The 20,432-nt window shown below is 62.9% G+C and carries 19 protein-coding genes; 13 read left to right on the top strand and 6 right to left on the bottom strand.

The features are described from left to right. Positions 1-77: 77 nt before the first annotated feature. Positions 78-1,550 carry a HAMP domain-containing sensor histidine kinase gene (locus VFZ66_10625; GenBank protein ID HEX6289636.1) on the bottom strand — a complete coding sequence of 491 codons (1,473 nt, stop codon included), beginning with the start codon at positions 1,548-1,550 and terminating at the stop codon, positions 78-80. A 67-nt stretch (positions 1,551-1,617) separates the two neighbouring features. After that, the gene (locus VFZ66_10620) at positions 1,618-2,295 is read right to left on the bottom strand and encodes a response regulator transcription factor (protein HEX6289635.1); all 678 of its coding nucleotides are present in this window, start codon (positions 2,293-2,295) and stop codon (positions 1,618-1,620) included. Positions 2,296-2,755: 460 nt separating this feature from the next. Here VFZ66_10620 and VFZ66_10615 point away from each other — a divergent pair, with 460 nt between their 5' ends. Next, positions 2,756-3,889: a SagB/ThcOx family dehydrogenase gene (locus VFZ66_10615; GenBank protein ID HEX6289634.1), complete on the top strand. Its 1,134-nt coding sequence runs from the start codon at positions 2,756-2,758 to the stop codon at positions 3,887-3,889. Between the two features lie 325 nt (positions 3,890-4,214). Here VFZ66_10615 and VFZ66_10610 read toward each other — a convergent pair whose 3' ends face one another. Next, positions 4,215-4,859, bottom strand: coding sequence for a helix-turn-helix domain-containing protein (locus VFZ66_10610; protein ID HEX6289633.1), 645 nt, complete (start codon positions 4,857-4,859; stop codon positions 4,215-4,217). Positions 4,860-5,580: 721 nt separating this feature from the next. Here VFZ66_10610 and VFZ66_10605 point away from each other — a divergent pair. Both VFZ66_10605 and VFZ66_10600 read left to right on the top strand, forming a co-directional pair. Continuing rightward, on the top strand, positions 5,581-6,468 hold the full coding sequence (locus VFZ66_10605; GenBank protein HEX6289632.1) for a GNAT family N-acetyltransferase: 888 nt from the start codon (positions 5,581-5,583) through the stop codon (positions 6,466-6,468). A gap of 1 nt (position 6,469) precedes the next feature. Then, a complete protein-coding gene (locus tag VFZ66_10600; protein HEX6289631.1) occupies positions 6,470-7,327 on the top strand; it encodes a DinB family protein in 858 nt (285 codons plus the stop codon). A gap of 139 nt (positions 7,328-7,466) precedes the next feature. Here VFZ66_10600 and VFZ66_10595 read toward each other — a convergent pair whose 3' ends face one another. Further along, positions 7,467-7,871 (bottom strand): hypothetical protein, encoded by a 405-nt coding sequence (locus tag VFZ66_10595; protein HEX6289630.1) that lies wholly within the window; start codon positions 7,869-7,871, stop codon positions 7,467-7,469. Positions 7,872-8,149: 278 nt separating this feature from the next. Here VFZ66_10595 and VFZ66_10590 point away from each other — a divergent pair, with 278 nt between their 5' ends. From VFZ66_10590 to VFZ66_10570, 5 genes are all read left to right on the top strand, one after another. After that, positions 8,150-8,674, top strand: a complete 525-nt coding sequence (locus tag VFZ66_10590; GenBank protein HEX6289629.1) for a hypothetical protein — start codon at positions 8,150-8,152, stop codon at positions 8,672-8,674. A gap of 122 nt (positions 8,675-8,796) precedes the next feature. Then, on the top strand, positions 8,797-8,982 hold the full coding sequence (locus tag VFZ66_10585; GenBank protein ID HEX6289628.1) for a hypothetical protein: 186 nt from the start codon (positions 8,797-8,799) through the stop codon (positions 8,980-8,982). Between the two features lie 268 nt (positions 8,983-9,250). Further along, positions 9,251-11,908, top strand: coding sequence for a cyanophycin synthetase (gene cphA / locus VFZ66_10580; GenBank protein ID HEX6289627.1), 2,658 nt, complete (start codon positions 9,251-9,253; stop codon positions 11,906-11,908). Positions 11,909-11,933: 25 nt separating this feature from the next. Continuing rightward, positions 11,934-13,058: a hypothetical protein gene (locus VFZ66_10575; GenBank protein HEX6289626.1), complete on the top strand. Its 1,125-nt coding sequence runs from the start codon at positions 11,934-11,936 to the stop codon at positions 13,056-13,058. A 25-nt stretch (positions 13,059-13,083) separates the two neighbouring features. After that, a complete protein-coding gene (locus VFZ66_10570) occupies positions 13,084-13,914 on the top strand; it encodes a cyanophycinase (protein ID HEX6289625.1) in 831 nt (276 codons plus the stop codon). Between the two features lie 71 nt (positions 13,915-13,985). Here VFZ66_10570 and VFZ66_10565 read toward each other — a convergent pair whose 3' ends face one another. Next, entirely contained in the window at positions 13,986-14,195 is a 210-nt protein-coding gene (locus VFZ66_10565) for a DUF2905 domain-containing protein (protein HEX6289624.1), read from the bottom strand. Between the two features lie 648 nt (positions 14,196-14,843). On the opposite strand from VFZ66_10565, the gene VFZ66_10560 reads away from it, so the two are divergent. From VFZ66_10560 to VFZ66_10545, 4 genes are all read left to right on the top strand, one after another. Then, positions 14,844-16,292 carry an ABC transporter substrate-binding protein gene (locus VFZ66_10560; GenBank protein HEX6289623.1) on the top strand — a complete coding sequence of 483 codons (1,449 nt, stop codon included), beginning with the start codon at positions 14,844-14,846 and terminating at the stop codon, positions 16,290-16,292. Positions 16,293-16,371: 79 nt separating this feature from the next. Beyond that, positions 16,372-17,340: a sugar ABC transporter permease gene (locus tag VFZ66_10555; GenBank protein ID HEX6289622.1), complete on the top strand. Its 969-nt coding sequence runs from the start codon at positions 16,372-16,374 to the stop codon at positions 17,338-17,340. 9 nt (positions 17,341-17,349) lie between these two features. Next, a complete protein-coding gene (locus VFZ66_10550) occupies positions 17,350-18,264 on the top strand; it encodes a carbohydrate ABC transporter permease (protein HEX6289621.1) in 915 nt (304 codons plus the stop codon). 156 nt (positions 18,265-18,420) lie between these two features. Continuing rightward, on the top strand, positions 18,421-18,594 hold the full coding sequence (locus VFZ66_10545; protein HEX6289620.1) for a hypothetical protein: 174 nt from the start codon (positions 18,421-18,423) through the stop codon (positions 18,592-18,594). Between the two features lie 151 nt (positions 18,595-18,745). Here the strand turns inward: VFZ66_10545 and VFZ66_10540 are convergent, their stop codons facing one another. Further along, the gene (locus VFZ66_10540) at positions 18,746-19,651 is read right to left on the bottom strand and encodes a heme o synthase (GenBank protein HEX6289619.1); all 906 of its coding nucleotides are present in this window, start codon (positions 19,649-19,651) and stop codon (positions 18,746-18,748) included. Between the two features lie 461 nt (positions 19,652-20,112). Here VFZ66_10540 and VFZ66_10535 point away from each other — a divergent pair. Further along, positions 20,113-20,432 (top strand): DinB family protein (locus VFZ66_10535; GenBank protein ID HEX6289618.1); only part of this gene is annotated, 320 nt, incomplete at its 3' end.

Below are 20,432 nucleotides of genomic sequence, written 5' to 3'. Positions count from 1 at the left end.
GGCTGAAGGATAACGCCGCAAGCTAAGGAGTTACTTAGCAGCAGCTTAGTAGCTCCTTAGCCCGGTCTGAGAATTTACTAAGAGCCGTCGGCTGCGGCTGCCGTGCGCTCAATGGGAGCAGCCTGGCTGGCCTTCGGCAGCCTGATCGTAAAGGTGCTGCCCTCGCCGATCGTGCTGGTGACGCCGATTGTTCCGTGCTGCGCCTTGACCAGCGATTGAGCGATTGCCAGACCAAGCCCTGCGCCGCCGCCGGTCCGCGAGCTATCGCCGCGATAAAAGCGCTCGAAGATATGCGGGAGCGCTGCCGGATCGATACCCAGGCCGGTATCGCGCACATGGATGATCACCTGCTGCGGCGCTTCCTCGGTGGTGACGACGATCTGGCCGCCCGGCGGCGTGAACTTGCGCCCGTTGTCGAGCAAAATCAGCAGGACTTGCTTGATCGCGTCTTCGTCGCCCTGGACGCTCACGTCGTCAAGCTGCGTACAGTCGATGGTATGCTGCGCCGCAACTACTCTGACTTTGCGGCACACGTCCTCGATCAGCGGTCTGAGCGCCACCGGCTCGCTGCGCAGCGGACGACCGGCGTCGGCGCGGGCCAGCACCAGCAGATCGTTGACCAGCCGACTCATGCGCTCGCTTTCGTCGGCCATGTCGGCCAGCACGTCGATGCGGTCCTCGCTGCTGATCGGCGGCTCGCGCTGTAAGAGCGCGATGTTGCCCCGGATCGTCGTCAGCGGCGTGCGCAGCTCGTGCGAGGCGTCGGCAACGAATCGCCGCTGCGCCTGGAGCGCCTGCGCTTCCTGGCGATAGGCGCTCTGGAGCGCTCCCAGCATCTCGTTGAAGGTCGTCGCCAGCCGCCCGATCTCGTCGTATGGGCCGGTGTAGTCCACGCGCCGCCCAAAATCGCGCTCCGTGCCGATCGCCTGCGCCGTATGGGTGATGCGATCGATGGGCCGCAGCGCGATGCCCGCCAGCATCCAGCCGATGCCAAAGGCGATCACCGTGACGACGATACTGCCGATAACTAGTATTCTCCGCAGCGTGTCCTGCGACTGTACGTACTCATCCAGCGAGCGCGCGACCTGCACCGCGCCGACGATGCGGTTGCCTTCGACGACGACCGGCCTGGTGAATACAAGTAGCTTGCCATCTTTAACCGTGGCCTGCTCAATTGTCTTCTCCCCGCTGAAGACGGCCTCAAAGGCCGCGTCGCTTAGCGGGAGCACGACGCCCTCGTCGACCAGATTCGCGGTACGGCTGGTGACGATGCCCCCAGCATTGATCGTCTGCACATATGTCTGGGGCGCGGCAAAGCCACTGGCCGGAAGCACGATCCGTCCCAGACGATACTCCTGGCCGTTGAAGAGGAAAATCTGGTCGTCGATCACTTTCCGATCGAGCAGACGTTTCGCTTCCTCGGCCAGCGTGTCGGCTACGACGCCGAGGGTCAGCCGCGATAGCGTGACGTACAGGACGATGCTAAAGGCGATCAACGTGAACGCCAGGATTGAGCTATACAGCACTGTAAGCCGGAGACGCACAGACATAGACTTTCTACGATACCCAATCGCGCCGGGGCGCGCTGCCCGCAGGGCAGTAACAATCACGAACCGTTTACGCGCCTTCGCGCAAGACATACCCGACGCCCCGCACGGTCTGGATCAGCCGTGCCTCGCTGCCCGCCTCGGTCTTGGCGCGCAGGTACCCGATATAGACTTCCAGCACATTGCCGTCGCCGCCGAAGTCGTAGCCCCACACATCTTGCAAGATCCGATCGCGCGGCAGCACCTGGCGCGGATGGCGCAGCAGATATGCCAGCAGATCGAACTCTTTGGGGCTGAGGTTGAAGTGCCGATCGCCGCGCCGCGTCTCGCGTGTCACCGGATCGAGGTGCAGATCGGCGTACGACAGCGGACGCTCGTTGCTGGCATTCTCCGAGCGACGCAGCAGCGCGCGAAGCCGCGCCAGCAGCTCAGCGGGCGCGAATGGCTTGACTAGATAATCGTCCGCGCCGCTATCCAGGCCCTGCACACGATCTTCGATCGCGTCGCGAGCGGTCAGCATCAAGATCGGCGTGGAGTCGGCCTCGCGAATCCGCCGGGCCACCTCGATGCCATCGAGTCCCGGCATCCACCAGTCGAGGATCACCACGTCGGGGCGCTGCGCCTGCGCCTGGGCCAGCGCTTCGAGGCCATCGGCGGCGGTGACAACATGATAGCCTTCGTAGGCTAATGTCCGGCGCAGCATATCGATGATTTTGCGGTCGTCATCCGCGATCAAAACGGTTGTCATAGTTCTATCCTTCAAGCCCATCACAGCCGCTGCCCGACAGGCAGATGAAGCGGGCGCGGGCGATCCAGCAGCCGTGCCCTCATCTCCCAGCGTTCGAGTCGTCGAGCAGGTGACGCTACCACCTTCTAGTTTACCGCAAGTATCGCATCATCAATCTATGCAGCGAGGTTGATCTCTAAGGATAACGCCAGTTGTTGGGCCGGGAATAAAAGGCTGCTGAGGAAAGTCTAAGAAGATTCTAAGAATAAGGACGATGCCGGGCGTGTCGCCGGTGTCTCATGGCATCGCTCATGCGGGAGTCGACAGCACAAAGAACAACACGATAACGGCACAAAAACAAATGGCTGGGAAGTTGGGGGAGTTCCCCAGACATTCCCCTTCTGGTGCAGAATCGCCTGGAGGGCTTTCCCGAACAGGGTCCTCGATTCTGCACGAGGCATCCATTACGATGGGGGCGCGTATGAAGCGATTGCGCCATGATTTGAACTATGCGGTCAGCGCCGGGCTGCTGATCGTGGTGGTCGTCGTGATCGTCACGGGTCTGGTCGCGCAACTGTGGGATCTCAACGATTTTGTGTATCACACGTATGCCGGATACGTCATGACCGCCCTGGCGCTGGCGCATGTGTGGCTCACCTGGGAGCGGCTGATCGGCTATGCGCGGTTTCGGCTGTCACGGCGGGACCGCAGACATGCGCTGCGCGCCGGCGGGCCGCAGCCTGTGCCTGCGGGAGCGCCCACGCGCGCACGTATGCTCCAGACGACACGCCAGCTGCTTGTCTCGCGGCGTGGCTTCCTGAGCCTGGCGCTGGGCGCGATCGGTGGATGGATCGTCGGGCGCGGGCTACGTCCTCCGCCGGTGATTGCGCAAGGCTCCGATCTCGGCGTGGTCTATCACGAGTGGAGCAAGCCGGGCGTGATCGATGTGCTGGGCACGGTTGCGAACTGGGGCCAGCAGCCGCCGTTGTATAAAACCTATCCCGACGCTCAGACGATCGCGCTGCCGCCGCCGAGCTTCGAGGGCGGCCTCGCCACCGAGGACGCGATGCGTCGCCGTCGCTCGACCCGCTCCTACGCTGCCGCGCCGATGACGCTGGATCAGCTCTCGCGGCTGCTGTTTTTGACCGGCGGCCTGACCAGCGAGCGCTGGGGCCACCGGCTGCGGGCCACGCCGTCGTCGGGCGCGCTCTACCCGATCGAGATCTATGCCGTGGTGCATCAGGTAGAGGGGCTGAGCGCGGGGCTGTATCATTACGGCGTGCAGGCGCATAGCCTGGAGCAGTTGCAGAGCGTCGATCTGCGCGAGCTGGTGGTGCGCCAGGGGTTGATGCAGGAGTTCCTGGGACAGGCCAGCGTGGTGCTTTTTTTCACGGTTATTTTCCAGCGGATGCGCTGGAAGTACCAGGATCGGACCTATCGCTACGGCCTGATCGAAGCCGGGCATCTGGGGCAGAACGTGTATCTCGCGGCAACGTCGATGGGCCTCGGCGCGTGCGCGGTCGGCGCGTTCATGGACGACGCGATCAATGCGATGCTTGGCGTGGATGGCACGGAGGAGGCGGCGATCTATATGCTCGCGGTTGGCACCGTCTGAGCGGATCGATCGCCGCCGACGCGGCACGGACATCCAAAAGTACCGGTTCGGCCTGACCCAGGATGCCTACGATAGGGCGTAGTTTTGGACAGCGCAAACAGCGATCGGCATTGGATCGATCGCCGGTCGTCGTGCTATACTACGGCTCCCCCCGGAACACTCGCCTCCCCCCAACACAGGAAGCCTGCATTGTGCTGCCGTGCGTTTAACATGGAGCCAGTGTAGGCTTCCTCCAGTTCCGAGTTCAAAGTTCAAAGTTTCAGGTTTCGAGTTCAAGGTTTGTTCGCTTGCTCCTTTGTTCTTGGTTCTTTGCTCCGGCCCCCGGCTAGCGATCTCTGGCCTTGCGAAAATCCTCGATCGCCGTCCGCATGATATACCACTTGCCATGCTGCTTAAACCCACGCAGCGCCCCGGTGCGCAGCAGGTAATAGACCGCGCTGAGCTTCAGATTCAACAGCTCGGCAACCTGAGCGGGCGTGTAGATCGCCTGCGCTGCGTCGCGCTGGCGCTCCGTCTCCAGGTAGGCGATGTACTCCTGTAGCGCGGTGCGGCCCAGGCTGGTGACATACGCGCTGCACGGCTCGTCGTAGCCGCACATACGGACAAAGCCGAAACGATCCAGGGTTCTCAGGATCTCGCGCAGCTTGCCCAGATTTTGCACGTCGGTCATATCGCGCAGCTCGTCCATCGTCGGCGGCTGGCCCGCATGGGCATCGCTCCACTCCGTCAGCACGCGCAGCACACGCATGCGGGCATGTGCCCGTCGATTGGTTGGCGGCAGCACCTGATTGATGGCACGGGCCACGCCGTGTACGTCGAGAAAATCCCGCAGCGCGCGTATCAGGTCGAATGAAAGGATGATTGTCTCACCATCGGCTGTCACGTGGACTACGCGGGTGTCGAAGCGCAGCTCAAAGGTAAACGCGCCTACCTCATGGCGAATAGGCGCGCGGTAGCCACGAATCCACATACGCAGAGCTTCCTTTGTGCTTGAGATGACTGGTAGCGCGAGACACCCCTCAGATCGTGCATCTGCATGCACTCCTGGCTGACAGGCTGCGGAGGTTGGCGGCTGCCGGGGGATGCGTGTGTGGTAGAATTCGATCTACGGTCATAACAGGCACCTCCTGTTCTGATCTGATGCGCGCTTTAGTGCTTTCTCCACTAAAGCGCGCTGCTGTTTGTGTTGTCATGAATTATAGATCGTTTGGTCCTGAATACAACAGCACGTTTTTAACAGGATTGCGTGTCGTCCGGTCGCGATCGCGCCGCTCGGATATTCTTAATCACGCGCAGCCGCCGCACGGAGCAGACAAACAACGCCTTCAGCACCGAAAGAATCGATCGAGTGTAAAGCCTCGAAGCGGGATGCTGCTCAGAATATCCACCACCTGCGCAGCGAGTCGTCACCTCGGTAAGCTCTAACCTTTTCCGATCGACGCACTGGCGATCGGAAAAAGCCAGCCGCTCGTATTGTAACTTTGCTGCCTATGCCCGAAAGAGAAGCAGCACGTGCTCTCAATAGTGAGCGTATTATGTCCTAGAAACCACGAAAGATTAGCGGAAGCCATTGATGCCAACCGATTATCTGCTCATGACGATCGCCTGGCCTGTATGAATCGATCCACGAAATGCCGTACAATAGGGGTCTGGACGCCCTGTGCTTTTGGTGTTGATGGAGCAACGAGAGAATGCAGCGAAATAACATGCATGGCGTGATCGGGGTGGCCGCGCTGAGCGCAGACGAGCGCGCCGCGGCAGAGCACCTGCTGGCCGTGTGCCGTCGGTATGACGGCTCGGATTTTCCGCTGAGCCTTGAAGCGGCGGAGGCTGGTCCGATGCCAGGGGTAGCGCCGCCGCTCGATCAATTTCTGGCCTACGAGCACGGCACGCTGATCGGCCTGATGCGCGTGGAGCGCTCGGCGGAGCCGGAGCTGTACGGCGTGGTTCATCCCGACTACCGGCGCAGAGGAGTGGGCAGGGCGCTGCTGGATGCCGCCCGAAGCGAGTGCCGCCGACACGGCGCGGCGCTTCTGCTGCTGGTATGCGATGAGATGCTAGAGTCTGGCAAAGCGTTTGCGGCAGCCGTCGGCGCGGCCTTTCGCTACGCTGAGTATCGGATGCTGCTCGATCCGGCTGCGATCGACCGCTCACAGCCGCGCCACGCCAACCTACGGCTGCAACCGGCTACCGACGCAGACGCCGAGACGCTGAGCCGCATTCAGGCGGCTGCCTTTGGCGATGCCGAGGACGAGGTGCGCACGCAGGTCAGCCATGGGCTGACGCTGGCGAATCGGCAGTACTACCTTGGGCTGCTCGACGGGCAGCCGATCGGGAGTCTGCGGCTCGGCAGGTACTGCGACGAGGCCGACGTGACCGCCTTCGGCGTGCTGCCGCAGCATCAGGGCCGGGGCTACGGGCGGCACATGCTGCTGGAAGCGCTCGATATTCTGCTAGCCGAGCGCTGGCCGCAGATCGCAATCGACGTTGTCACCGAGAATCGCAACGCCTTGAAGCTGTACCAGTCGTGCGGCTTTCGCGAGGCGACGACCTACGGCTACTATGAGCTTGGAGCCTGAGATGATGACCAAACGAGCGACGTTAGCGCTGCCTGTCGCCGATCTCGCGACGAGTCTTACATTTTATATCGAGCAGCTTGGATTTAAGCTGGCGACGCATGCGCCTGATGCCGATCTGGCGCACGTGATCGATCCTGACGGCGATGCTTTCTTGCTGGCAGGGCCGCGCGCTGGTGATGTAGGGGTCTATCTCGACGATCAGCAGCGGATCATCAAGGCGGGCGAGACGATCCGATTTTCCGAGGCCGATCTCGATACACGGCGGCGGGCGTTGCAGCAGCGCGGCTTGGACGCGCCGCAGATCGTCGAGACGACCTGGGGCGAGCGGCTGCTGACGATCGCCGATCCCGACGGCGTGCTGCTGACCTTCTTGACTCCGGCTCAGCACACGGATGAGGAAGTGCTGGCGATGTTTGTGCAAGGCCCGGATAATCTGAGCAGCGCGCTTGCGGGCCTCGGCGAGGTAGATCTTGAGCTGTCGCTCACGCCCGCAACATGGACGATCCGCCAGACCGTGCAGCATATCGCGGACGGCGAGATCATCTTCTTGCATGCGATTAAAGCGGCGCTGGCCGAGCCGGGCCGCGCTTTTGTCCACAACTGGCCGGGCAGTAACGAGGCGTATGTCGCTCCCGATTACTACGCGCACCGACCCATCGCTCCGACGATCGAGCTGTTTCGGGCGATGCGCGCGCATATCCGTCAACTGATCGAGTACACGCCAGATGCCTGGGGGCGAGCGGTGCATGGGGCGGACGGGCAGGAGTGGACGGTGCGCCGCATGGTCGATATCAAGACGAGCCACGCGCTTGAGCATATTGCGGAGATCCGCGAGATCCGCGCGCTGCATGGACGCTGATCGGTCGGCCCAAGGGGGAGCAAGGGAACCAGGGATCAAAGGAGCAAGCGAACAAGGGTTTAAGCCTTTGTTCTTTGTTCTCCCCTTGATTCCTGGTTCTTTCGTTAGCCCTGGCTTGGCTGCTCGCGCTCCAACCTTTTCAGGCATGATATTGAACATTTAAGGATGTGGGCTGGCCCGGCTGGCTCAGCTTGAAAACGTAGATCATCCGATCCGAGGCAGCTTCGATGCTCTCCGGCTCAGGCGTGATGTGTTCGATCCGAATACCATCCAGATACGCGCGGTCGATCCATACGCGCGCCTCGGTGCCCTGCGCCGCACCCGGCTGAAGCCGGATCTCTAGCTGGGCCTGTCCGCCGTGGCGTACAAACCGACCGTACTGCGCTTGCAGCGGCGCTCCCTGGTCGCCTGCGGTTGCCATGCTGAGCGGCCCGCCGCCCAGCAGCAGCAGCAACCAGCCAATCCGCTCGACGGTCCACATGCGCTGCTGATACTGAAGATCCTGCTCTATTTGCAGATCTCCGACCTGTTGCCAATTTGACATGGCACGCTCCTACGGCAATGTATGACGATGCCTGCTTCACGGTCGTGTTGAATCCGTGCAGGGTCATCAGGAGTGTTGTAGAGGCCGCTGGTAGGCAATAAACGATGCACCGATGGTGCCCACTGCTTCGCTTCTGCTCTCTAGAAAGCGCTAAATAGTAGTTTGAGTGCCAGAGCCGCCCGGCGTCGTTGCCCGTGGCATACAGGCTGCTGCGCCAGGATGGTGGCAAGTGTGAGGATCGGAGACGCCGGTCATCGCATCACAAGAGGGAGGTATCTATGACCGACAAGCAGTGCTCAGAAACGCCCAGCCCGGCAACCGGCCAGGGCAACGATGTGCAGCGCACGCCGACGAGCGGCGGAAGCATGTTGAGGGGCGACCGTCACACCGGGCTGCGAGGCGGAGCCGCGCCGCACGCGCCGACGAGCGGCGAGAGTATGTTGAACCGTGACCGCCATAGTGGGCTGCGAGGCGGAGCCGCGCCGCACGCGCCGACGAGCGGCGAGAGCATGCTGAGCCGCGACCGCCATAGCGGGCTGAAAGGCAGGTCCCAGGCGGGCAGGGCTGACCTGGGCGACGATGTCGAGCGGACGCCGACGAATCGCGGGAGCGGCTTGCGCAAGGGGCGCTACAGCGGTCTGGAAGGCGGCATCGACGCGGGCACCACCGATCTGGGCGATGATGTCGAGCGCACGCCGACGAATCGCGGGAGCGGCTTGAGCGGCGGCTCGAATACGGGATTGGAAGGCGGGATCGATCCGCGCATGACCGATCTGGGCGACGATGTGCAGCGCACGCGCTAGCGCTGGCTGATGGCAGGGCTTGGTAAACAAGTGTCCGAGCTGGCACGCTCCTTGCTGTTAAGGCGAACCTTGTGCGCTGCATCCATTGGCGGCGCGAAGTTAAGTCTGAGAGGAAGGATCTTATGCGACGAAAGTTTATCACGTGGCTGCTGTGTGGCGTCCTGGCGCTGGGCGCGCTGACAGCCTGTGGCGAGGCTACGACCGACACGGGTACCGGCACCGACACGAATAGCGGCGACACAACCGGCACGGGCGGCACCGGCACGACCGGCGGTGATACAGGCGCGTCGCCCTCGGCTTCGCCGTAAGCAGCAGCGCGTGAAGATCCTCGGCGCGTGCGATGATCAACCGGGCGCTCGACGACACGACCGAGTTCCTGACGCATAGTTGGACAATTACCCCTCCTCGTAGCGGTCGAGATGCTCCGCGTCTCGACCGCTTTGGTTGCTATGCGTGTCGCCACAAGCCCGCTCCCCATGCCGTTCGAATGCTGGCCCAGGTTTTGCTTAAACAGCCGCCGTCGATGAGCCACGGCAAGTTGGGCGGCAGCGTTGCTGACCATGAAAGGCTTCGATTATGGAAACGCACGGCATTATCATTCGATCCATTCGTGCCCTGCGCGGGCCGAACCTGCACGCATACATGCCGGTCCTCCAGATCACCTTAGACATCGGGCCGTATGAAGATCGTCCGAGCACATCGTTTGCAGGGTTTGTCGAGCGCCTCACCGATTGGCTACCCGGACTACACAAGCACGAGTGCAGCGTGGGTCGGCCAGGCGGCTTTGTCGAGCGCCTGCGATGTGGGACGTACCTGGCGCATATCTGCGAGCATATCACGCTGGAATTGCAAAACCTGATGGGCTTTAACGTCGCGTTTGGCCGCGCGCGCTGCACGGGCGAGCGCGGCGTGTACGCGGTGGTGATCGCCTACAAGGAAGAAGCGCCCGCCCGCGCAGCCTTTGAAACTGCGCTGCGCCTGACGCTGGCCGCGATGCACGACGAGCCGTTTGATGTGGAATCCGAGCTGGAGAGCCTGCTGGCGCTGGCCGATGTGTATCGTTACGGCCCAAGCACCGCCGCGATCGTCGCGGCGGCGCAGGCGCGTGATATTCCGGTGCTGCGCGTAACGCCAACCCGCAGCCTGGTGCAGCTTGGCTACGGCGTCTATCAGAAGCGCATTCAAGCCTCGGAAACATCCGTTACCAGCTCGATCGCCGTGGATATGTGCCAGGATAAGGCGCTGACCAATCAGATGTTGCGCGCGGTGGGCGTGCCCGTGCCTGAGGGCCGTATCGTAACGTCGGCGGATGACGCCTGGGCTGCCGCAGCCGAGATCGGGCTGCCGGTGGTGGTCAAGCCCGCAGGCGGCAACCAGGGCAAGGGCGTGAGCGTCCACCTGACGACGGAAGCGGAGGTTGGCGCGGCCTATGCGATTGCTCGCCGGTATAGCCACGAGGTCCTGGTCGAGCGCATGATCGTCGGCGACGACTACCGCCTGCTGGTGGTCAACGGCGAGCTGGTGGCGGCGGCGCGGCGCGATCCCGCCGAGGTGGTTGGCGATGGGCACCACACGATCGCGCAGCTTGTCGAGCAGGTCAATCAGGACCCGCGCCGCCGTCCGGGCCATAGCAGCACGCTCACGTGCATCACGCTCGACTCATCGACCGATCTGGTGCTGGCGCAGCAGGGCCTCACCAGCGCGTCGGTGCCGGAGCCGGGGCAGCTCGTCAAGCTGCGCACCAACTGCAACCTCTCGACCGGCGGCACCGCCACGGATGTCACCGACGAGGTGCATCCGAGCAACGCGCGCCTGGCGCGGCTGGCCGCGCAGATCATGGGCCTGGACGTAGCCGGGATCGACGCGCTGTGCCGCGATATTGGCCGTCCGCTGGCCGAGCAAGACGGTGCGATCGTCGAGGTCAACGCCGCTCCCGGCCTGCGCATGCACCTCCACCCGGCGCAGGGACAGCCCCGCGACGTAGGCCGTCCGATCGTCGAGATGCTCTACCCCAACAACGCCCCGTCGCGCATCCCGATCATCGCGGTGACGGGCACCAACGGCAAAACCACCGTCACGCGGCTGATCAGCCACATGTACGAGACGGCGCGCTGGATCGTCGGCATGACCTGCACGGAGGGTACGTTCATCGACAAAGAGCGCATCATCCAGGGCGATTGCTCAGGGCCGAAGAGCGCCAGAGCCGTGCTGCTCCACCCACGGGTTGAGGTTGCGGTCCTCGAAACGGCGCGCGGCGGCATTTTGCGTGAGGGCCTGGCCTTCGATGCGTGCAGCGTAGGCGTTGTCACCAACGTAAGCGCGGATCACCTGGGCCTTGGCGGCATCAACACGATCGAAGAGCTTGCGCGAGTCAAGCAGGTGGTGGTCGAGGCGGTGCGCAACGATGGCGCTGCCGTGCTCAACGCCGACGATCCGCTGGTAGCCGAGATGGCGGCGGCGACCGATGCCGAGGTGATCTACTTCAGCGCCAATCCGCAGCAGCATGTGGTCGCGGCGCATCTGGCCGAGGGCGGACGCGCGGTATTCGTCGATCAGCAGACGATCGTGCTGGCGACCGGCGCTGAGCGGATCGAGCTGATGGAGCTGGAGCGGGTAGCCTTCACGGCAGGCGGCGCGATCTGCTTCCAGGTGCAAAACGCGCTGGCGGCAACGGCGGCGGCCTGGGCGGCGGGGCTTAATCCGGCGCTGATCGCGCGGGCGCTCTCGACCTTCACCACCGATAGCGGCATGGTGCCTGGGCGCTTCAACATCAGCGACGTGCATGGCGTGCAGGTGATCATGGACTACGGCCATAATCCGGCGGCGATCCGCGCGCTGGGCGCGGCGGTGACAGCGCTGGGCCAGCGCAAAACCGTGCTTGCCCTGGCGCTGCCCGGCGACCGGCGCGACGAGGACATTCTGGCATCGGTCGAGGCGACGCTGCCGTTTACCGATCACTATGTACTCTACGAGCTGCGCGACCGGCGCGGGCGGGCCGAGCGCGAGGTGCTTGAGCTGATGCACAGCCATCTGCCCGCCGACGCGGTGTGTACCATCGCGGCGGATCAGCAGGAGGCGCTGCTCGTCGCGTGGCAGCAGCTCCAGCCCGGCGATCGGCTGGTCTTCATCATCGACGAGGTCGAGACGGCGCTGCCGCTGATCCAATCGCTGGCCGAGTCGGTGGCGGCGGATGCGGCCTGCTCCGCGCCGATCAGTGCGGAAGTCGGGGCGTAGCGCGACACACAAGAAAGGCTGTTTCATGCTGACCCTGATCCAAGGCGGCGAAGTTTATACGCCTGAGCCGATCGGCGTCCAGTCGATCCTGCTGGCGGGCGACACGATCCTTAAGATCGGCGAGGTCGACCGAGCGGCGCTGTGCGCGCTGGACGTGCCGATCACGGTGATCGACGCCGCCGGCTGTGCCGTAACGCCCGGCCTGATCGATCCGCACGAGCACCTGCTCGGCGCTGGCGGCGAGGAAGGCTTCGGCAGCCGCATGCCGGAAGTCTCGCTGCATGAGATCGTCTGCTCCGGCATCACCACAGTCGTCGGCTGCCTGGGCACCGACATGACCACGCGGCATCTTAGCTCGCTGCTGGCGAAGACGCACCAGCTAGCGGTCGAGGGCATCAGCGCCTATATGTACACCGGCGGCTATGCCGTGCCGCCCGTAACGCTTACCGGCACCGTGACCAACGACATCATCATGATCGCGAATGTGGTGGGCATCGGCGAGCTGGCAATCTCCGATCCGCGCTGCTCGGAGCCGACGCTGCCTGAGCTGGCGCGGCTGGTGTCGCAGGGCATTACGGGCGGGATGATCGGCGGTAAGGCGGGCGTGACGCACTTCCACATCGGGCCGGGCAAGAAGCGCCTGTCGCTGCTGACGGAGCTGCTCGATCAGCATGAGACGCCGCCGCAGTACCTTTATCCGACGCATATCAACCGCAGTGAGGCGCTGATGGACGAGGCGATTGCCCTGGCGCGGCGCGGCGCGTTCGTCGATCTGGATACGGTTGATGACGACCTCGGCACGTGGCTGGGCTACTACCGCGACCACGACGGCCCGCTGAGCCAGCTTACGCTCTCCTCCGACGCGCATACGGCTAAGGGCAGCCCGCAGAAGCTCTATCGCAATGTGGTGGCCGCAGTGCGCGAGCACGGCTGGTCGCTGGGCGAGATCTTGCCGCTGCTGACACGCAACCCCGCCCGCGCGCTGCACCTCAAGCGCAAGGGCTGCCTGGACGTGGGCCTGGACGCGGATGTGCTGGTCATGCGGCGGAAAACGCTGGAGGTGGTTCACCTGTTCGCGCTCGGACGCCAGATGGTGCGGGATGGGCAGCCCGCCGCGCCGAGCCAGACCGATGATCCGGCGACGGAGTAGCACGTTTCAAGCAAGGAGCATACCGATGCACAATAAACCCAAGGGCGCGCTGATCATCATCGGCGGGCATGAGGATAAAGAAGGCGATCAGGAGATATTGAAGGAAGTCGCGCGGCGGGCGCGGCGTGCTTCGGGCCGCATCGTGGTGGTGACGGTCGCCTCGCAGGAGCCGCAGGAGCTGGCGGATGAGTATCGCGCGGTCTTCTCGGAGCTGGGCGTTAAGCGCGTCGATGTGCTGGATATTCGCACCCGCGACGACGCCTGCGACGAGCGCAACATCGAGAAGCTGGCGGGCGCTCCGGTGGTCTTCTTTACCGGCGGCGATCAACTGCGCATCACCAGCCAGATCGGCGACTCGAAGGTATTTCGGTGCATGCGCGAGATCTATCTCAAGGGCAGCACGATCGTCGGCACCTCGGCGGGAGCAGCCGCGATGCCAGAGACGATGCTCAACGGCGGGCCGAGCGACGAGTCGCCTCGGCTCTCGTCGCTGGTGATGGCTCCCGGCCTCGCGTTTATCAGCGGCGTGGTGATCGACTCGCACTTTGCCGAGCGCGGGCGCATCGGTCGCTTGCTGGGCGTGGTCGCGCAGAATCCGCGTAATCTTGGCATCGGCATCGACGAGGACACCGCGATCATCGTCGAGAGCAACGATTGCTTCCGCGTGATCGGCTCCGGCGCGATCTATGTGCTCGACGGGATGGACGTGAGCTATTCGAGCCTGTCGGAAGAGAATCGCGACAGCGTGATCAGCATCGACAATGTGAGGCTGCATGTCTTGAGCAACGGCGATCACTTCGATCTGACCGAACGCCGCCCGCTACGCGAAGCGCCGAAGAGCGATGTCGCCTCCTGAGCGGCTCGAACGTCGCAGCCGCCGATGCCATGTCGGCGGCTGCGCGTCGACTGGGTACGGCCCGATGCGGCTCACCGTCGCCAGAAGCGGACGATCACATTCGCGACGATCGTCAGCACCAGGCTGATCAGGATCATCGTGCCGATCGGGATAAAGACGGTGACGCCACCGCGCCGATAGACGAGATCGCCCGGCAGCCGCCCGACCGCCACGACGATCAGCCCTGCCACCACCAGCACGATCCCCGCTGCAATCATCCAGCGCCCAATTTCCACGCCCATCATCCACCTCATGCAGAGCAGCACAGCGCTGTGTACCGCTCCTGAATCGATCCGTGTGTGATCTTCTACGCTCCATGCCCGGCGCTTGTTCTTGGCAACATCGTGCGCTTGCGGCTAAACAGGTTTTGTGATAGCCTCAGTACCACTTAATCACCGTAGCGCTTGTCCGTAGTTGCACGCTAACAATCTGGTAGCAGCGGACCTTGCGGCGACACATCGACATCTGCACCGTTCCCCCCCACGATGTTGCAGATCGCCGACAACACTACTCCCCTGATGCCAGATGTTCGCTGGCACGCCGTTTGCGGTATCGGCAGAAGCACATACGTTTGGGCTGCCGTCTCGCCCCGATGTAGCGAGGCGTCAACCTCGTATCTGCCAACTATTCCGCGCACTATGTATCGACGCAAGTCCTCTTGTTTGCGAGATCATAGCGTCGTCGCCGGTGCATTCGGGCGGCAGGCTGTCTGGCTCGCGTATCGCTGTGATACGCTCGGACGTGGTTCGTGTACGGAGAGGAGGGATCGCCCGACAGACGCATGATCCATACCGCCATTTTACCGCAGCGCTCACCCAGACGTAGTCCTGGCGAGGCGCTGATCGACGCTGTTAACAAACCTGTAGGATGAGCTACGAAAGGATGCGACGATGAAGGCGTCTACCTATGGTCGCTGGTGGCAGTTTGTGGCGCTGTTGACGCTGCTGAGCCTGGTGCTGGCCGCCTGCGGCGCGGATACGGGACAGCCCGGCGGAAGCCCGGCGGCGTCGGGCGCGGCGACGACACCCGCAGGCGGCGAAGGAAGCCCGGCGGCGTCGGGCGCGGCGACGACACCCGCAGGCGGCGAACAGGGCGCGGCAGGCAACGGCCCGAAGCTCAACAAAGATGTCTCCGGCGAAATCACCTTCTGGCACTTCTGGGGCTCTCCGGTGCGCCGGAACGCAATCCGGCGGGTAATCGCGATCTGCAATCAGCAGCTTCCGAACATCAAAGTCAGCGAAACCTTCAAGCCCTTCGGCGACATCTGGACCGCTAATATCGCGGCGGTTGCGGCAGGCTCAGGCATGCCCGACGTGATCGTCGAGGATCGTCCGCAGCTTCCGCAGCGTGCCCGCGATCAGGTCGACGAGAACTTGCAGGAGTTGGCGGCGCGCGACGGCATCGACGGCAGCGCGTTCTGGCCCTTCACGTGGAAGCAGACGCTCTACGAGGGCAATACCTACGGCATTCCCTACGAGACGGATGTGCGCGTGCTCTTCTGGAACAAGAACGCCTTCAAAGAGGCCGGCCTCGATCCTGAGAAGCCGCCGACGACCTGGGAAGAGGTCGAGCAGTACGCCGACAAGCTGGACAAGAAGAAAGAAGACGGCTCGTACGAGCGGATTGCCTTCCACCCGCTAATCAAGGCGGGCACCGATACCTTCGGCTACACCAACGGCGTGAACTGGATCAGCGACGACAGCAAGCCGCAGCTTAACACGCCGGAGGCCGTCGAAACCGTCGAGTGGGTCAAGAAGTGGGTCGACCGCTACAGCGGCTGGTCGGAGCTGCAGAAGTTCCGAGGCAGCTTCGCGGCTCCGCCGCAGGACGAGTTCATGTCTGGCCGCGTGGCGATGGTCACGGATATCAACGGCTACACCTCGCAGCTCGACTTCTATCGCCCTCGTCTAACCAATGCCGAGGGCAAGCAAGAAGAGCTGAGCTGGGGCGTCTCGTTCCTGCCCTACAGCAAAGAGCGCAGCTCGACCAGCGGCGGTTTTGCGCTGTCGATCCCGCGCGGCGCTCCGAACAAAGACGCGGCCTGGGAGTTCATCAAGTGCGCAACCAGCCCTGAGGCGCAGGCGTCCTGGGCACGCGATACGTACGCGATGCCCGCGAATCAAGCCGCCGCCAAAGACCCCGTCTTGCTGTCCGATCCGCGCTGGCAGTTCTTTGTCGAGGCGATGAATCATACCTCAGGCGGCAACTATCTGCCGCAATATCCCAACTGGAAGGAGCAGCTTGAGCAGCGCTACGAAAAGATCTGGACGGGCGAGCTTGAGGCGAAGGCCGCCTTAGACGAGGCTCAGCAGGCGGTCGAAGCACAGATGAAGAAGTAGGCGTGGCCGTCTAGGGTGAGGCCGACGGTCGCGAGGCGGTCGCGTCTCACCCGACCCCAAGATCCGAAAGGAGGCTTCGATGGCTCAGGCAATCCAGCAACAGGATGTAGCGCGCCGCAAGTGGATCTTGCGCCCGGCGACCCGCGAGGCGATCACCGGCTGGCTCTTTGCGATGCCCTGGATCATCGGATTTATTGTGTTTACGCTGGGGCCGATGATCTTCTCGCTCTATACCAGTTTTACCCGCTACAATATCACGACGGCTCCGGTCTGGATAGGCATGGAAAACTACCAGGCGCTGTTCGACGATCCGCGCTTCTACATTAGCCTGCGCAATACGTTCTGGCTGGTTGCCGTCAAAATCCCGGTGGTCGTCATCGCGTCGATCTGTATCGCGCTCCTGCTGAACCTGGACCTGCCCGGCGCGCGGGCGTTTCGCGCGATCTTCTACCTGCCGAACGTGCTGGCGGGCGTCGCGGCGATCTTTCTGTGGCGCTGGATTCTGGCACCTGACGGCTTGTTCAATCGCGCGCTGGCGGTGTTCGGTATCTCCGGCCCCGCGTGGTTCTATGATCCGCTCTGGACCAAGCCGGGGATTGTCGTGATGGGCATGTGGTGGATCGGCGGCAATATTCTGATCTATCTCGCCAGTCTCAAAGGCATTCCCGCTCAGCTCTACGAGGCGGCGGCGATCGATGGCGCGACGGGCTGGACCAAAACGCGCTACATCACGCTGCCGATGCTGTCGCCGACGATCTTCTTTCAGGTTGTCACCGGGATCATCGGCGCGTTCCAGATCTTTACGACAGCCTATATCATCGCCGGTCAGGGCAGCGAGGATGTGGGCAAGGGCGGTCCCAGCCAGTCATTGCTGTTCTATGTGCTGTACCTCTACAACCGGGCCTTCGGTAAGTCGGGGCCGGGCGGCTTCCAGATGGGCTATGCCTCGGCGATGGCCTGGATTCTCTTTCTGATTATTTTGGCGATTACGCTGCTTCAGTTGTGGCTGGCCCGCCGCTGGGTCTACTACGAGTCGGAAGGGCAGTAGGAGGACGCTATGGCAGTTGCAGTTGAACAACCCCCACGCGCCGAGGCGCTGCGCAACGAGCGGCGGCGGCCATCGTTCTCGATCGGCGCATTGCTGGCCTGGCTGCTCCTGGCAAGCCTGAGCATTCTGTTCCTGGTGCCGTTCTTCTGGATGCTCTCAACCTCGCTGAAAGATATTCGCGATCTGATGGACACGCGCTGGATACCGCAGCGCATCGCCTGGGAAAATTATCGCGATGCCTTTAGCTTTGGCATGTGGCGGCGCTGGACGCTGAACACGATCATCATCACGGCGGTGGCGATGTTCGGCACGTTGCTCTCGACCTCGCTGGTGGCGTATGCGTTTGCGCGGCTGCGCTGGCCGGGCCGCGATACGCTCTTCTCGCTGGTGCTGGCGACGATGATGCTGCCCGGCATCGTGACGATGATCCCGCAGTTTATTCTGTTCTCGAAGCTGCCCGCGTTCGGCCTCCAGGGCTCGACCTACTGGGTGAATACGTTTCTGCCGCTGACGGTGCCAGCCTTTACCGGCAATGCGTTTTATATCTTCCTGCTGCGGCAATTTATGCGCGGTATCCCGATGGAGCTATCCGAGGCCGCGCGCATCGACGGCGCTTCCGAGATGCGTATCTGGTGGAATATCGTGATGCCGCTGACAAAGCCCGCGCTGGCGGCGATTGCGATTTTCACCTTTCAATTTACCTGGGAAGATTTTGTCGGGCCGCTGCTCTATCTCCAGAGCGAGGAGCTGTACACCTTGCAGCTTGGCCTGCGCCAGTTCGAGTTTGCGTATGGCGGCGCTCCCGCCTGGAACTGGCTGATGGCGGCGAGTCTGGTGGTGATGCTGCCGGTGGTGATCATCTTCTTGCTGTTCCAGCGCTATTTCATCGAGGGTGTGACGCTCACGGGCATGGGCGGAAGGTAGGGAGGACGAAGAACAAAGAACAACAGAACAAAGCACAACAGGACAAAGCACAAGGGCTTAACGCGCTTGCTCCCTGGTTTCCTGGTTTCCTTGTTCCTCCGATAGCGGCACGCGCCTTGCGGTAGCAGCGTGGAGCACAAGCAAGGAGGACCGTCGATGACACAGAGTGATAAGCACGAGGAAACCAGGGCTCCGGCTGGCAAGCCCAGCCAGGCCGAGGGCGAGCGTGACCCCGGCGCGAAGCAGGAGCAGACCGAGACGCCCGGCGGCAAGCCCAGCCAGGCCGAGGGCGACCGCGAGACGGTCGAGCAGACGCTCCGCGATCAGTAGTCGGCGGCGCGATGCCGGCGGCGGTATCATCAGGATCGCAGGGGTGTGCTGCCGTCTGCCCTGGGACGTCTATCACACACCTGGAGCGAGCGGGCCGAGCGTATAACAAAGCCCCTGCCGCTGGCAGGGGCGCTTCGTTGCCGCGAGCCGCTCAGAGCAACTGCATCACGACGCGATCGAGGACCATCGCGCCGAAGAGCAAGGCCAGGTACAGCAGCGAATATTTGTAGAGCTTCCAGGCCGAGCCTGTTCCGGGATCGCGGAACAGGATGTACGCATCGCGCAGGAAGATCGCGCCGAGCACCGCTGCGAAGACAAGGTAGACCGGGCCGGCCAGTCCCAGCGGCGTGAGCACGAGCGTCAGCGCGATCATCAGCAGCGTGTAGAGCAGAATCTGCCATTTTGTCTCGGCCTCGCCGCGCACCACAGGCAGCATCGGGATGCCAGCGCGGGCATACTCCGTCCTGCGCAGCAGCGCCAGCGCCCAGAAGTGCGGCGGTGTCCAGTAGAAGATGATCGCAAAGAGCAGCAGCGCCTCCAGGTCCACGCTGCCGCGCACGGCGGCCCAGCCGACCAGCGGCGGGATCGCGCCCGCAGCGCCGCCGATGACGATGTTCTGGTGCGAGGTCCGTTTGAGCCAGCGAGTGTAGATCAGCACATAGTAGACCGTGCCGAATATCGCCAGGATCGCCGCGAGCAGATTCGCGGCCAGGGCGAGCACGAGAAACGCCAGCGCGTTGAGCGCCAGGCCAAACAGCAGCGCGTTTCTCGCCTGCATCCGGTCGTTTGGAATGGGCCGCTGCTTCGTGCGTGACATAATCGCGTCGACATCGCGATCCATGTACATGTTGATCGCGCCGGCGCCGCCCGCCGCGAGCGCGCCGCCAACCAGCGTCCAGACGATCAGGTTGATAAACGCCAGCGTCGATTGCTGGCCCTGATAGGCGATCAGCATCGGTACCAGTGTCGTCAGCAGCAGCAGCGAAATAATCCGTGGTTTGGTGAGCGTTACATAATCTTTGACGACGCCGCGCCAGCCCAATGCGGTGCTGTTCATCTAGCCTCCCCGACGGTACGTACATCTTCGCGCGTGCCGCGCCGACCGCTTGACAACATGCTCCATTCGGGTGCCAGCCCCGTGAGAACTGCGTGCATATCCGTTGTTGTTCCTTACCAAAACCTTTTTTCCCAGGCGAGACGCCGCCGCTGTGTAGCAGCGTGTAGTATAACGCTAATCGTCAGATAGATACAAGATTCGTCACGGCGCGTAATTCGGTGCTCGTGCCTCAACGTAGCATAGTGAATAATCTCACGATAGTCAACCAGTTCAAGCATGCATCTCACTCCTCGGATCAGCGACGGAGTCGCGGGTCGGCTGTGGAGGCGGGCGAATCTATCGGCAGGAATGGATGGGCGGATCTGACGCTTTGTGCTACCATGTACGGGCAACCTTATGAAGATCCCGGCTTTGTCGCCTGATAACCGCCGATCTCTCGCCAGTTGGTAAAGGAGCAGACCATGAACGCGCCGAATGCCAGGGCCGATCTCCTGGCACGGATCAGATCCGAGCATACCCGCCTCGAAGCGATGCTAGCCAGGCTCAGCGACGATCAGATGATTCAGCCCGCCCTCGATGAAGGCTGGTCCGTCAAGGATCTGCTGGCGCATATCACGTGGTGGGAGCAGCGAATGCTTCAGTTGCTCCAGGCGGCAGCACGCGGCGAAAAGGCACCGGCGCTGCTCCAGCCCGGCGAGGACTGGGATGTTGCGATCGATCGGCTCAACGCGGCAACACTCGCGGCAAGTCGCGATCAGTCCCTTAGCGACGTACGGGACGC

The organism is Herpetosiphonaceae bacterium (assembly GCA_036374795.1).
Classification (GTDB): domain Bacteria; phylum Chloroflexota; class Chloroflexia; order Chloroflexales; family Kallotenuaceae; genus LB3-1.
This window is presented reverse-complemented; position numbering and strand designations above follow the sequence as displayed.